General features: G+C 67.5%; 13 protein-coding genes. 8 read left to right on the top strand and 5 right to left on the bottom strand.

Annotation, left to right across the window (positions count from 1 at the left end; genetic code table 11):
* Window positions 1-21 precede the first annotated feature (21 nt).
* Genes A5681_RS22210 through A5681_RS22200 form a run of 3 tightly spaced genes read right to left on the bottom strand, consistent with a single transcriptional unit; the run spans window position 22 to window position 3,667 of the window.
* Window positions 22-405: an SRPBCC family protein gene (locus A5681_RS22210; RefSeq protein WP_067280525.1), complete on the bottom strand. Its 384-nt coding sequence runs from the start codon at window positions 403-405 to the stop codon at window positions 22-24.
* Window positions 402-3,242: an RND family transporter gene (locus A5681_RS22205; RefSeq protein ID WP_067280523.1), complete on the bottom strand. Its 2,841-nt coding sequence runs from the start codon at window positions 3,240-3,242 to the stop codon at window positions 402-404. The genes A5681_RS22210 and A5681_RS22205 overlap by 4 nt, the downstream gene beginning before the upstream one ends.
* Window positions 3,239-3,667 carry an MmpS family transport accessory protein gene (locus tag A5681_RS22200; protein ID WP_067280520.1) on the bottom strand — a complete coding sequence of 143 codons (429 nt, stop codon included), beginning with the start codon at window positions 3,665-3,667 and terminating at the stop codon, window positions 3,239-3,241. The genes A5681_RS22205 and A5681_RS22200 overlap by 4 nt, the downstream gene beginning before the upstream one ends.
* A 182-nt stretch (window positions 3,668-3,849) precedes the next feature.
* Here A5681_RS22200 and A5681_RS22195 point away from each other — a divergent pair, with 182 nt between their 5' ends.
* The 3 genes from A5681_RS22195 to A5681_RS22185 are packed head-to-tail and all read left to right on the top strand — an operon-like array spanning window position 3,850 to window position 6,071.
* The gene (locus A5681_RS22195; protein ID WP_067280515.1) at window positions 3,850-4,653 is read left to right on the top strand and encodes an SDR family NAD(P)-dependent oxidoreductase; all 804 of its coding nucleotides are present in this window, start codon (window positions 3,850-3,852) and stop codon (window positions 4,651-4,653) included.
* A gap of 2 nt (window positions 4,654-4,655) precedes the next feature.
* Window positions 4,656-5,492, top strand: a complete 837-nt coding sequence (locus tag A5681_RS22190) for an SDR family oxidoreductase (RefSeq protein WP_067280513.1) — start codon at window positions 4,656-4,658, stop codon at window positions 5,490-5,492.
* A gap of 12 nt (window positions 5,493-5,504) precedes the next feature.
* Complete coding sequence (locus A5681_RS22185) at window positions 5,505-6,071, top strand: TetR/AcrR family transcriptional regulator (protein WP_067280510.1); 567 nt, start codon at window positions 5,505-5,507, stop codon at window positions 6,069-6,071.
* Window positions 6,072-6,098: 27 nt separating this feature from the next.
* On the opposite strand, the gene A5681_RS22180 is transcribed toward A5681_RS22185, so the two are convergent.
* Window positions 6,099-7,295, bottom strand: a complete 1,197-nt coding sequence (locus tag A5681_RS22180) for an acyl-CoA dehydrogenase family protein (protein WP_067280508.1) — start codon at window positions 7,293-7,295, stop codon at window positions 6,099-6,101.
* Window positions 7,296-7,356: 61 nt separating this feature from the next.
* Here A5681_RS22180 and A5681_RS22175 point away from each other — a divergent pair, with 61 nt between their 5' ends.
* Entirely contained in the window at window positions 7,357-8,004 is a 648-nt protein-coding gene (locus tag A5681_RS22175) for a TetR/AcrR family transcriptional regulator (RefSeq protein WP_067280505.1), read from the top strand.
* Between the two features lie 3 nt (window positions 8,005-8,007).
* Here the strand turns inward: A5681_RS22175 and A5681_RS22170 are convergent, their stop codons facing one another.
* A complete protein-coding gene (locus A5681_RS22170; RefSeq protein WP_067280503.1) occupies window positions 8,008-8,649 on the bottom strand; it encodes a winged helix-turn-helix transcriptional regulator in 642 nt (213 codons plus the stop codon).
* 80 nt (window positions 8,650-8,729) lie between these two features.
* On the opposite strand from A5681_RS22170, the gene A5681_RS22165 reads away from it, so the two are divergent.
* The 4 genes from A5681_RS22165 to A5681_RS22150 are packed head-to-tail and all read left to right on the top strand — an operon-like array spanning window position 8,730 to window position 12,932.
* Window positions 8,730-10,247 (top strand): MFS transporter, encoded by a 1,518-nt coding sequence (locus A5681_RS22165; RefSeq protein ID WP_067280499.1) that lies wholly within the window; start codon window positions 8,730-8,732, stop codon window positions 10,245-10,247.
* Complete coding sequence (locus A5681_RS22160) at window positions 10,244-11,317, top strand: NmrA family NAD(P)-binding protein (protein ID WP_067280496.1); 1,074 nt, start codon at window positions 10,244-10,246, stop codon at window positions 11,315-11,317. Before A5681_RS22165 ends, A5681_RS22160 begins: the two co-directional genes overlap by 4 nt.
* A complete protein-coding gene (locus tag A5681_RS22155; protein WP_067280493.1) occupies window positions 11,314-12,132 on the top strand; it encodes a class I SAM-dependent methyltransferase in 819 nt (272 codons plus the stop codon). The genes A5681_RS22160 and A5681_RS22155 overlap by 4 nt, the downstream gene beginning before the upstream one ends.
* A complete protein-coding gene (locus A5681_RS22150) occupies window positions 12,129-12,932 on the top strand; it encodes a class I SAM-dependent methyltransferase (RefSeq protein WP_067280491.1) in 804 nt (267 codons plus the stop codon). Before A5681_RS22155 ends, A5681_RS22150 begins: the two co-directional genes overlap by 4 nt.
* Window positions 12,933-13,013: the final 81 nt, after the last annotated feature.

Raw genomic sequence — 13,013 nt, 5'->3', positions numbered from 1 at the left:
TCAGCCCTTGCGCCGAGCACGTCACGGAGCGATGGGCTCGATCCAGGTCCGGGTGTGGCTCAGCAGCGTGCCGGCGGGCCCGTTGGTATCGGGCATCAGAAGGAAATCCACCGACATGGTGGGCCGGTGCGGGGCATACTGCACCCACGTCAGCCGCCGGGGCGGTTCCAGCGAGGTCACTCGGCACAGTGCGATGTGTTCCCGACCGCCATCGTGGCGAATTAGCCGGAACGACGTACCCACCTCGAGTCGGTCGTCTTCTGCGGCGTGGTCAACGGCGTCCCAGGTGTCATACCACTCCGCGATGCTCGTGACCCTGGTGATCAGCCCCCACACTTCGTCGGGCGGTGCTGCGATCCGTATCGAGTCGGACAGTTCTTGGGTTTTGGCATGATGGAAAATCATATTCGCGGGCTTTCGACGGTGGTCGCCATTGGAAGGAGTTCGGAGACAGCGGATCCGGGCATACGCGGTCGAGCGCCAACTCGTTGCGGCCACCAGAACCAGCGTCCGAGCAGGGCGGCGATCGAGGGTGTCATCAGCGACCGCACCACCAGCGTGTCGAAGAGCAGCCCGATGCCGACGGTCGTGCCGAACTGACCGATGATCCGCAGATCGCTGAACACGAAGGACGACATGGTGAACGCGAACACCAGCCCCGCCGAGGTCACCACCGCGCCGGTCCCACCCATGGCGCGGATGATGCCGGCCTTGATCCCGGCCCCGATCTCCTCCTTGAACCGCGAAACCAGCAACAGGTTGTAGTCCGATCCCACGGCCAACAGGATGATGACGGCCATCGCTATCACCAACCAGTGCAACGGAATTCCGAGGATGTCTTGCCACACCAGCACCGACAACCCGAACGAGGCGCCCAGCGACAGCACCACGGTGCCGATGATGACCAGGGCCGCGATGACACTTCCGGTGATGACCAGCATGATGATGAAGATCAGGCAGGCAGCGGCGATTGCCGCGATCAGCAGATCGTATTTGGCCGCCTCGCTCATGTCCTTGAACGTCGCCGCCGTGCCGCCCAGATAAATCTTGGCGTCTTCCAAGGGAGTGCCCTTGACGGCATGGCGCGCGGCTTTCTCGATCGCGTCGACGTGTGAGACGCCTTCGGGCGTCGCGGGATCCTCGTCGTGGGTGACGATGAAACGGGCGGCCTTGCCGTCGTGCGAAAGGAACATCGCCAGGCCGCGTTTGAAGTCGGGGTTGTCGAAGACCTCCGGCGGCAGGTAAAAGGAATCGTCGTTTTTGGCCGCGTCGAAGGCTTGTCCCATCGCCGACGCGTTCTGCTGTGCGGCATCCAGCTGGTCCAGCAGGCCAGCGAAGGTGCTGTACATCGTCATCGTCATCGTGCGCATCGTCGTCGTGGCATCGATGATCGGCGGCAGCAGCGAGATCAGTTGCGGCATCAGGACCTCCAGCCGGTCGGTGTCGTTGACGAGACCGCCCAGGTCGTCGGTGACCTGGTCGACGCCGTCGAGCGCGTCGAATGCCGATCGCAGCGCCCAACAGACTCCGATGTCGAAGCAGTGCCGCTCCCAGTAAAGGTAGCCGCGCAGCGGCCGGAAGAAGTCGTCGAAGTCGGCGATGCGGTCGCGGACTTCGGTCGTGTCCGCGACGATCCGCTTCGTCTGGCCCGCGACATCGTGTGTGGTGGCGGCGAGCTGACGCAGCAGGGCGAGCATGCGTTGCATGGTGTCGATGACGCCCGTCATTTGATCGGCGATGGCCCGCATGTCGGCCATGCGGTCGTGCAGGTACTTCATGTTCTCGGTCAGCGTGGTGGCCTGCATGCCGATCTGAAAGGGAATGGAGGTGTGCGTGATTGGGGCGCCCAGCGGCCTGGTGATCGACTGGACCCGCGCGACGCCGTCGGCGCCGAAGACGCCCTTGGCGACCCGGTCCAGGACGAGCATGTCGGCGGGATTGCGCATGTCGTGGTCGGTCTGGACCAACAACAGGTCGGGATTGAGCCGCGCGGGCGAAAAGTGCCGGTCGGCCGCGGCGTATCCGATGTTGGACGGTGTGGTCCCGGGCAGGTAGTTACGGTCGTTGTAGCTCGTGGTGAACGACGGCAGCGCCAGCAGCCCGACGAGCGCGGCCGCCGATGTCGCGGCGAGTATCGGCGCGGGCCATCGGACGACGGCCGTTCCCACCCGCCGCCACCCCCGCGTCCTGATTTTCCTCTTCGGGTCGAAAAGACCGAAGCGACTGCCCAATGTGATGGTGGCCGGACCCAACGTGAGCGCGCTTGCCACCAGCGTGAACATGCCGATCGCGCACGGCGCCCCCAGGGTTTGGAAATAGGGCAGCCTGGTGAAACTGAGGCAGAACATCGCGCCGGCGATGGTCAGGCCCGAGCCCAGGACCACATGGGCACTGCCGCGAAACATGGTGTGATACGCGGCTTCCGCGTCCTGACCCGCCTGGCGGGCCTCCTGATAGCGGCCCACGATGAAGATCGCGTAATCCGTGCCCGCGGCGATCGCGAGTATCGGAAGTATTTGCACCGCGAAAGTGGACAGCTCGAGAACGCCGCGGCTACCGAGGAATGCGATGACGCCCTGCACCGCGGGCAATTCGACGAAGACCATCAGCAGCGTCAACAGGACGGTGACCAAGGAACGGTAGACGATCAGCAGCATCAGCACGATGACCGCGACGGTCACACCCATCACCTTGCGGGCGCTCTTGTTGCCGAACTCGAGCTGGTCGGTGGTCACCGCCGCGGGGCCGGCGACATAAGCCTTGATCCCATTGGGCGCCTGCGTGTTCGACACGATGCGCCGCACGGCGTCGACGGACTCGTTGGCCAGCGTCTCGCCCTGGCGGCCGGCGAGGAAAACCTGAACGTAGGCGGCCTTGCCGTCGGCGCTCTGCGAACCGGCCGCGGTGAGCGGGTCGCCCCAGAAGTCTTGGATGTGCTCGACGTGTTTATGGTCCTGCGCGAGCTTGCGGATCAGGTCGCCGTAAAACCCGTGCGCCGCATCACCCAGCGGGGACTGAGCCTCCAGCACGACCATGACCGCGCTGTCGGAGTCGAATTCTCCGAAGACCTGGCCGACGCGCTTCATGGCCTGTATCGCCGGGGCATCGTCGGGGCTCATCGATACCGCGTGCGCCTCCCCGACCGCTTCCAATTGCGGCACAGCGATATTGGTGACCGCTGCGAGCCCCAGCCAGAACAGCAGGATGGGCACCGAAAGCCGGCGAACCCTTCGCGCGATCACGCGGACTTCACCAGGCAAAAGGTCTGGGGATGAATTCCCGCCACGGTGCGCTCGGCCTTGATGTCGCCGTTCACGGTGATCCGGCAGTCGATGTCGTCAACGTCGCCCTGCGCCACGACGTTGACACTGACGGCGGGGGCGGTCGTGGTCACGCTGTACGTCCACGGCAGCCGGGTGCAATCGACTCGCTGTGGCACGGCGTCGACGTCGAGGTAGTTGATGTCGGCGACGCTGCCGTCGCGGCCGAAGACCTCGATCGACACGCGCTTGGGGTTGAAGGGCTTGATGTCATCGGCGTGGGCGCCGGCGCCCGACGCGGGGTCCCGAGCCCCGAAGACGCCGTGCAGCCGGTAGACGGTGAACCCCGCGAGGGCTACCAGGACCAGCACCACCAGCGGGATCCATGCGCGTTTGACGAAAGCCATCCTCGCCCTCGGTTCACTCGGCGTACTAAGTCAGTTGACCAACACAGTAAGTCTTCATCGTGACCGCCGCAATCGGAAATTTAACAGTGTATTCGCCTCGCTCCAGGCCTTGCCATGCTCGCGCGAAAGGAGAATAGTAAGTTGTCCAACTAAGTTGCTGTCGCACGAGAGGCCAAAACGCCATGGGTATCAACGCAGATCGATTCGGCCCCTGGGCCGTCGTGACGGGGGCGTCGTCGGGGATTGGACGCGCGTTCGCTCAGCAGCTGGCCGAAGCGGGCATCGACGTGGTCCTGGTCGCTCGGCGCCTGCCCGTACTACAGGAGCTCGGCGCAGCTTTAACCCGGGATCACGGGGTCGACTATCGCGCCGTCGGCGTCGACCTGTCCGATCCGGGCATGCTGGCCCCAATCAGCGAGGCCACCAACGACATCGACGTCGGCCTGCTGGTGTCGAACGCGGGCGCCGCGCTGCCCGGGCCTTTCCTGGACTCGGACCTGCAGGCGCAGCGGGCGATCCTGCGGCTCAACACCGCCGCACATTTGGGCCTCACGCATCACTTCGGTGCGCGGCTGGCGCGGCGGGGTCGCGGCGGCATACTGCTGGTCTCCGCCCTGGGGGCGAAACATGGGGTGCCCTACCTGGCGCACACGGCGGCGACCAAGGCGTATATCGCCAGCCTCGGCGCCGGCCTGCACGGCGAGCTGGCCCGGCGCGGGGTGCACGTTACCGTGCTACACCCGGGACCCACCCGCACACCGGCGATCGCCGAACTGGGCCTGGATCCCGACAGATTGCCGATGCCGCCCATGGTCCCGGACGATTGCGCGCGCGAGGCGCTGCGAGCATTGGCGCGCAATCGAACCCATTGCATACCGGGTCGGCTCAACCGGGTGACCACCGCGCTGGTGCCCGCGGCGATCACCCGCTCGATGATGTCGCGCATGTTGGCGCGACCCAGCCAGCTCAAGACCGCCTCCCAGTGAAAATGGACAAGCCGATCTGCCTGATCACCGGTGCCACCGACGGGATCGGCAAAGTCACCGCGGCCGCGCTGGCCCGCAAGGGCTACACCGTCGTGCTCGCCGCGCGCAGCGAGGCCAAGGCGGCAACCGTCACCTCCCAAATCGTGACGGCCACCGGCAACCGCGACGTCGATTACCTCATCGCCGATCTCCGGTCGCTCGCCCAGCTGCAGCGGCTGGCCGGCAACTTCATGGCGCGCTACCCGCGCGTGGACGTTCTGGTCAACAACGCCGGCGTCGTAATGCCGCAACGGGTGTTGACCGAGGACGGCTACGAGACGACGTTTCAGGTCAACTACCTCGCGCAGTTCTATCTCACCCACCTGCTGCTCGACGCACTGCAAGCCAGCTCCCAGGGCAGGGTGATCAACCTGAGCTCCAGCGTGTATCGCGGCGGCAAGTTCGACCCGGACAACCTCCAAGGCGAGCGCCGGTTCTCCACCATCGGCGCATATGCCGCGTCCAAACTGCACGTCCTGCTTTTCACCATCGAGCTGGCGCAGCGCCTGGCTCCGACACGCGTCACCGCGAATGCCGTGCATCCCGGGATCGTCAGGACACCGATGATGCGCGGGGCGGAAGGGATCTTCCGGGCGATCTCCTATGCGGCCCTGCCATTTTCACGATCGGCGGACAAGGGGGCCGCCACGTCGGTGTTCCTCGCCACTTCTGCAGGCGCGTCGCAGGCCTCCGGGGAATACTTCGCGAATGCCAGGCCGAGGAAGGTCAGGACCGCGCACAACACGCCGGAGAACCGGGACCTGCTGTGGAACCTGAGCATGGACGCTTGCCGTCTATAGTCCGTGAGTGATATGGCTGACTCAACCGGCAAGCGAGAGCGACTGATCGCGGCCGCATGCGACCTGTTTTACCGCCAGGGCATCGCGGGCACCACGCTCGCGCACATCGCCCAGGCCGCCGAGGTCCCCCTGGGCAACGTGTACTACTACTTCAAGACCAAGGACGACATCGTGGCCGCCGTCGTCGAGGCGCGCACCGAGGAAGTCCGCTCCGCGACCGCGGCTTTGCAGCGCCGGCACGGCAGCCCCAAGGCCCGGCTCAAAGCGCTCGTGGGGATGTTGTCCGAGTCGCGCGACACGATCGCCGAACACGGCTGTCCGCTGGGAAGCCTGTGCACCGAACTCGGCAACCAGCCGGGCCAATCGCCCGCCCTGACCGCCCCCATCATGCAGACCCTGCTGGAGTGGACCGAGCAGCAATTCCAGGCCATGGGTCGTCGCGACGCCCGCGATTTGGCGCTCGAACTCGTCATCGCCTATGAGGGCAGCGCGGTTCTCACCAACGCGCTGGCCCAGCCGGAAGTCATGGCCCACCAGGCCCGCCGGCTCGAAAAGTGGATCAACGCAATGCAAGGCTGACGCGGCGCTCGAGCCTCAGCGCCCGCATCACATCAGGTGCGTCGGCTGTGGGATGCCCAATCGGGTGTCGGCGTAGCGCTTGAGGGCCGCCGGGCTGAAGTACACGTGCTGGCCCGCGGTGTGCAGATCGCGGAAGCACCGCTGCAAAGGGTGGCCCGCATGCACGGCGCCCGCCCCGGTGAGGCCGAACGCCGTATCGACCGCCTGCCGTGCCGCGCGCATCGCCTGTTGGGCGGCGAGCTGGAAGCCGGCGCGCTGCTGCAGGGAGGGCGGGTCACCGGCGCGGGCGGTTTCCCACAGTCCACCGGCCTCGTCGAGGACGAACGCGCGTGCCGACCTCAAACCGGCTTCGGCGCGGGCGAACTCGACTTGGGCGGCGGGGTCCTGCGCGAGCGGCTCGAACGTGCCGGCGCGCGTCTTCGTCACCGCCAGCTCACGGAATTCGTCGAGTGCGCGCCGCGCGATCCCCAGCGGGACACCGACCAGGCCTACTCCGACGAGCGTGAAGAACGGTAGCCGCCACAACGTGCCGTCCTGGCGGGCCGGCCGGAAGAAGGGGCTGATGGTGTGTTCTTCGGCGACGTGCAACCCTCGGGCGACCACGTCGTTGCTGCCGGTGGCGCGCAGACCCAGCACGTCCCAGTTGTCGACGATTTCGGCTTCGGCGCGGGGAAAGAACGCGAGGCGCCAGTCCGGGCCCTGCTCGGCGATGATGCGCGGGGCGTCACCGTCGAAGACGAACATCCCGCCCACGATCCATTCGGCGTGGCGACAACCGCTGGCGAACGGCCACCGGCCGTCGATGCCGAACCCTCCGTCGCCGTCCGGGACGGCACGCCCGGTGGGGGCGAACACCGTCGCCGCGAGGAAGTCGGCGTTCGGGCCGAACAGCGCTGTGGCGACTGCGGGTTCGAGCCACGCGGTGAACGCGGGGGCGCCCGCCCCGATGGCCGCGACCCAGCCCACCGAACCGTCGGCGCGCGCCAGTTCCTCGATCATCTCGATGAAGTCGACTGGAGCCACCTCGAATCCACCGAGCGAACGCGGTTGCACGGCGCGGAAGATGCCGGCGGCGCGCATCCGCTCGACCAGATCGATCGGCAAGGTGCCGAGCGCCTCCGCCTCCGCGGCGCGCCGCGTGATCTCGGGCGCCAGGGCGCGCGCCACGTCAGTGGGGCGGCCGCCGTCGGAAAGGCCGACGGCGTGGCAGGTTGCGGTTGTCATGGCGCGCTCCCAACTTCTGATACAGTCTACTGTAATAGATATAGGAGAATGTATTCAAATAATGGGATCTGTCAAGGACCAGCCTCCGCGCCGCTACGACTCGACCCGTCGTCGCGAACAGGCGCAGCACAACCGCCGCGCGGTGCTCGCGGCCGCCCGGCGGCGCTTCCTGGCTCAGGGCTACGCGACGACGACGATCGCGGAGATCGCCCGCGACGCGGGCGTGTCAGTCGAGACGGTGTACAAGGCCTTCTCGACGAAAGCGGGCGTGCTCAAAGCACTTTTCGATGTGTCCGTGGCCGGCGACGACGAACCGATCCCGATGGTCGAGCGAGACGTCATCCAGAATGTGGCCAACGCTACCGACGCCGCCGAAAAGCTGGAGCTCTATGCCAAACACCTGGCCGCCAGCATGCCGCGCAGCGCACCGGTCCAGCTGCTCGCCCGCGACGGCGCCGCGGTCTCGCCGGATGCCGCGGAAGTGTGGAAGCAGATCAGGGACGAAACCCTGACCGGTATGACGATGTTCGCCTCCGATCTGGCCCGCACCGGACAGCTCCGCGTCAGCGCCAGACAGGCGCGCGACATTTTATGGACGTATCACGCCCCCGAGCTCTACGAGCTGCTCGTCCTCGAACGCGGCTGGTCGGTCACCCGCTACGGCAAGTTCGTCGCGCAAGCGTGGGTCGACGCCCTGCTCGAACGGTGAGTTCTACAACGCAAAGGCCTGACGCACCGCGCTGACCGTCTGCGGGTCGCCCTGGAATTCGATGCGCCGCAGCGCCGCCTTGCGCTTGGCTTCGGTCGGACCCAGGCGGGCGTTCACCAGGTCCGCCGCGCCGGCGGTCAGAGTCACCGAAGGCTCGCCCCGCGCACCGGCCAGGCGCCCCTGCGTGATCGCGAACTCGAATCGACGGCCGTCGATCTCGGCGCGGCATGTCACCTCCAAACCGGCCGCGCGCGCCGAATTGAAACCCAGCAGGATCCCGGCCAGGAAGCCGTTCAACGGCGTCGCCGGGCCATCGCCAATCGGGTCGAGCCGGTCCAGCCCGAACCACGCGACGCTCTGCAGGATCGGCAGCACTCGCTGCCACCCCATATCGCTGAGGGTGTAGACCGTGCGCCCGATCGGCGCGGGCAGGTCGGCGCGGTCGACAAGCCCGGCTTCCTGTAATTCCTTGAGTCGCTCGGCCAGCAGATTGGTTGCGATGCCCGGCAGCTCGTCGCGCAGGTCCCCGTAGCGCCGCGGGCCGCCGACCAGCTCGCGCAGGATCAGCAGCGTCCACCGCTCGCCCACGACGTCGAGCCCGCGCGCGATCGGACAGTTCTGGTTGTAGTTCCTGCGGGAGGCCACCTCGCCAGATTACCGAACCGCAGACATCTTTTTCAACTTTGTACTTGATTTATTTGTCTATCAGCTTTAGCGTCTTGTCCATGCGAACCGAACCCCTCCTCCGGAACCGACCGATTGCCGCGCTGGCCGTCATCTGCCTCGGCGTCTTCGTCATCAGCGTCGACGCCACGATCGTCAACGTCGCGCTGCCCACGTTGTCGCGCGAACTCGGCGCCGACACCGCTCAGCTGCAGTGGATCGTCGACGCCTACACCCTGGTGATGTCCGGCCTCCTACTCTCGGCGGGCAGCCTGTCGGACCGTTACGGCAGGCGGGGATGGCTCAACTCCGGGCTCGCCCTCTTCGCGATCACGTCCACGGTTGCGGCGCAGGTGAATTCGGCCGACGCGCTGATCGCGGCCCGCGCCGCCATGGGGGTGGGCGCGGCGGTGATCTTTCCGACCACCCTCGGGCTGATCACCAACATCTTCACCGAGGCGGCCGCACGCGCCAAGGCGATCGGGCTGTGGGCGGCGATGGTGGGCGTCGGGGTGGCGGTGGGACCGATCAGCGGCGGCTGGCTGCTCGAACACTTCTGGTGGGGCTCGATCTTCATGGTCAACATTCCCGTTGCCGCAGTGGCCATCCTCGGCGGATTTCTCTTCGTACCGACCTCACGCGACCCGGCCGCCCCGCGTGTCGACGTCCCCGGCCTGATCCTGTCCGCGGCCGGGATCACCACCCTCGTCTACACGGTCATCCAAGCACCCACCTGGGGGTGGACCAACGGCCGGACCGCGACCGGATTCGCACTCGCGGCAGCGCTCCTCACCGGGTTCGCGCTGTGGGAGCGGCGCACCACTCACCCGATGCTCGACGTCTCGGTGTTCGTCAACCGCCGGTTCTCCGGCGGCAGCCTTGCGGTCACCGCCGGCTTCCTCACACTGTTCGGCTTCATCTTCGTCATCACCCAGTACTTCCAATTCATCAAGGACTACACGGCGTTTCAGAGCGGCGTACGGCTGCTTCCAGTCGCCGCCTCGATCGCGCTGGCCAGCATCCTCGGGCCCCGGCTGGTGGACCGGATCGGCACCACGGCCATCGTCGCCGCGGGTCTGACCCTGTTCGCGGCCGGCCTGGCGTGGGCGTCGACGGCGGACGCCGCCACGCCCTACGACCAGATCGCCATGCAGATGCTCCTGCTCGGCGGTGGTCTCGGCCTGACCGTTTCGCCGGCCACCGAGGCGATCATGGGCTCGCTGTCGGTCGACAAGGCCGGCGTCGGCTCGGCCGTCAACGACACGACGCGCGAACTCGGCGGCACCCTCGGAGTGGCCATCGCGGGCAGCATCTTCGCGTCGGTGTACTCCGGACATCTCGGGGCGAATGCGTTGACCGGGCTGCCCGCCGAGCCGATGCGGCACTCGATGGCATTGGCGCACAGGGTGATCCAGCAGCTGCCGGCGCCACAAGCGGGCTACGTCCGCGGCGTCGTCGACCACGCGTTCCTCGACGGCCTGCGGGTGAGCTCGCTGGTATGCGCGGGCATCGCGCTGGGCGCCGCGATCGTCGTCGGCTGGTTATTGCCGGCGCGGCAAACCGAAAGGGAAATGTCATGAACAACCGCGTGTTGGTAACCGGCTCGACGGGCAGGATCGGCGGTGCGGTTGCCGCCCAACTGTTGGAGAAGGGCGTCACCACCAGGGCCATGGTGCACCGTGAGGACGCGCGCAGCGCACGGCTGCGGGAGCTGGGCGCCGAAGTCATCGTCGCCGATATGTTTGACATCCAACAGGTTACGGCCGCGCTGGACGGGGTCGACCGGTTGTACTTCAACCCGCCCTACCACCCCCACGCGCTCGACAGTGCGGTGGCCTTCGCCGTCGGCGCGCGGCGGGCCGGCGTCCAAGCGGTGGTGGCGCTCGGACAGTGGACGGCCAGCCCGGAGCATCCCTCGCTGATGACCCGGCAGGCCTGGCTGACCGACAAGCTGTTCGAGCTGCTGCCTGACACCGCCCACGTGGCGGTCGACCCCGGGTACTTCGCCGACAACTACCTGCAGCTGGCCGGAATGGCGGCGCAGCTCGGCGTGCTGCCGACGCCGACCGGGGCGCGCCGAAATGCGCCCCCCTCCAACGAGGACATCGCCCGCGTGGCGGTCGGCGCGCTGCTTGACCCGCACCGTCACGACGGTCGCGCCTACCGCCCGACGGGGCCGGCGCTGCTATCGGGGCCCGACATCGCCGACGCGATGGGCGAGGCGCTGGGCCGGCGCGTGCGCCACATCGACATTCCCCCATGGATGTTCATGCGCGCCGTGCGGGTCAGCGCCAAACGGCTTGGCGCCGACCTGTTCTTCCAGTCCAGCCTGCGGCACTACCTGCCCGAATACGCCCTGGGCACCTGGGAGGTCAGCGCCCCCACCACGCACGTTCGTGACGTCGCGGGGGTCGAACCCGAAGACTTCCTCACGATCGCCCGCCGCTATGTCGGCCCCGAAACACAGCGCACCCCAGGCAACTTCCTGCGTCAACTCGGCACCTTCCTGTTGACCGGACTCGTGCCCATGCACCGCCTGGACAAGTTCGACCGGCTCCAACAACATCCGCAACCCGCACACCCCCGGCTCTCCGGTGAGTCCCTGCTGTGGCGGACCGAACACACCACAGAAAGGATCGAATCCTCATGAACACCAGCACGTATGTCCTCGGCCACGCCGACGCGGAGGTGCGGCGACTCCTGCTGCAGGGCCGGCTCTACAACGACTACACCGAGCACGCGCTGCGGCTCGCCGGCCTGCGGCCGGGGATGCGGGTGCTCGACATCGGCAGCGGGCCCGGCGATGTGTCCTTCGTCGCCGCCCGGCTGGTCGGTCCGACCGGGAGCGTGCTCGGGGTGGACGCCGCGCCGGAGATGGTCGAGCTCGCCCGAGCCCGCGCGGCCGAACAGGGTTTCGGCACAGTCGATTTCACGCAGGCCGCCATCGACGCGATCACGCTGGACGAGCCCGTGGACGCGGTGATCGGCCGACTGATCCTGATGCACCTGCCGGACCCGGCCGCCACGCTGCGGCGCCTCAGCTCCCTGGTGCGCCCCGGCGGCGTGATCGCGTTCGCCGAAATCGACATCACCCGAGCGCGCACCGTCCCGGACCTGCCGCTGTTCAGTCAGGTCATTTCGGGCATCGTCCGCGCCTTCGAGGCCATGGGCCTGTCCGCGCGGTTCGGCACCACGCTGCACACGGTATTCGCCGACGCCCGCCTGGGGCCGCCACGGTTGGCCATCGGCGCACCAATCGGTACCGCCGCCGATGACGACATCCTCGCCTATGGCGCGGAGGTCTGGCGGCTCGTCTCGCCCATCGCAGAACAAGGGGGCTTCGGCCTGGACGATCTCGATGACCTCGACGACTTCGTGCCGCAATTCCGCCGGGAGGCGGTCGCGGCCGACGCCCTGATCACCATGCCCTCGCTGATCACCGCCTGGGCCGAGGTGCGGCCATGACCGACACGATCACGAACCAGTACTCGACGGGGTTGTCCCGCGACCACATCGAGCGGGCGCTGGTCTCCGCCGGCAAGGACCTCGACCGGCTGGCGCCCAGCGACCTGGGCCTGCTGGAGGACTTCCACACGATGGGCCGCGTGGCGACCGGCCAGCTGGTGGACCTGTTGGGAATCACCGCCGACAGCGCGGTGCTCGATGCGGGGAGCGGGGTCGGCGGCACCGCCCGCTACGTCGCCGACCGCTACGGCTGCCACGTCACCGCGGTGGACCTCACCGACGAATATTGCGAAACGCACCGCTGGCTCAATCGGCTTGTCGGGCTCGATGGCCGAATATCCGTTCACCACTCCGACGTCACCGAACTGCCCTTCGCTGACGGCATTTTCGACGTCGCCATCAGCCAGCACGTCCAGATGAACGTGGCCGACAAGGAGCGCCTCTACTCCGAAGCGCACCGGGTGCTCAAGGGCGGCGGCCGCCTCGCCCTGTGGGACATCACCACCGCCGAAGCGGGTGCGCCCGACTTTCCCCTGCCGTGGGCCGACGCGCCGGCGCGCAGCCATCTGGTGACGCCCGACGGGCTCCGCGCCGTCGCGCAGTCCGCGGGGTTCACCGTCGAGCGCTGGAACGATCTCACCGAGCAGGCGGCCGCGTTCATGCAGGCGATCCTCGCCCAGCCGCCCAATCCGCTGGGCCTGCACGCCTTCGTCACCGACTTCGACCGCAAGGCCGCCAACCTGACCCAGGCCTTGGCTGACGGGAGGCTTCGCGCCATCCAGGCCGTGTGTGTGCGGTGAACCTGGCGGGCCAGGTGGCGCCCGGATTGCTCGGCGTGGTGGAGTGGGTATCGCTTAGCTAGTCGCCCGAGACCAGGAAGC

The sequence above is a fragment of the Mycobacterium scrofulaceum genome, assembly GCF_001667885.1.
GTDB lineage: Bacteria > Actinomycetota > Actinomycetes > Mycobacteriales > Mycobacteriaceae > Mycobacterium > Mycobacterium scrofulaceum_C.
The sequence above is the reverse complement of the archived record's forward strand: the minus strand, read 5'-3'. Positions and strand labels throughout refer to the sequence as shown.

Bases quoted from the DNA above. Each gene is read 5' to 3' on its own strand.
- A5681_RS22165 (WP_067280499.1), top strand. From the start codon at position 8,730: ATGCGAACCGAACCCCTCCTCCGGAACCGACCGATTGCCGCGCTGGCC.
- A5681_RS22185 (WP_067280510.1), top strand. From the start codon at position 5,505: ATGGCTGACTCAACCGGCAAGCGAGAGCGACTGATCGCGGCCGCATGC.
- A5681_RS22190 (WP_067280513.1), top strand. From the start codon at position 4,656: ATGGACAAGCCGATCTGCCTGATCACCGGTGCCACCGACGGGATCGGC.
- A5681_RS22155 (WP_067280493.1), top strand. From the start codon at position 11,314: ATGAACACCAGCACGTATGTCCTCGGCCACGCCGACGCGGAGGTGCGG.
- A5681_RS22180 (WP_067280508.1), bottom strand. From the start codon at position 7,295: ATGACAACCGCAACCTGCCACGCCGTCGGCCTTTCCGACGGCGGCCGC.
- A5681_RS22160 (WP_067280496.1), top strand. From the start codon at position 10,244: ATGAACAACCGCGTGTTGGTAACCGGCTCGACGGGCAGGATCGGCGGT.
- A5681_RS22210 (WP_067280525.1), bottom strand. From the start codon at position 405: ATGATTTTCCATCATGCCAAAACCCAAGAACTGTCCGACTCGATACGG.
- A5681_RS22150 (WP_067280491.1), top strand. From the start codon at position 12,129: ATGACCGACACGATCACGAACCAGTACTCGACGGGGTTGTCCCGCGAC.
- A5681_RS22175 (WP_067280505.1), top strand. From the start codon at position 7,357: ATGGGATCTGTCAAGGACCAGCCTCCGCGCCGCTACGACTCGACCCGT.
- A5681_RS22195 (WP_067280515.1), top strand. From the start codon at position 3,850: ATGGGTATCAACGCAGATCGATTCGGCCCCTGGGCCGTCGTGACGGGG.
- A5681_RS22200 (WP_067280520.1), bottom strand. From the start codon at position 3,667: ATGGCTTTCGTCAAACGCGCATGGATCCCGCTGGTGGTGCTGGTCCTG.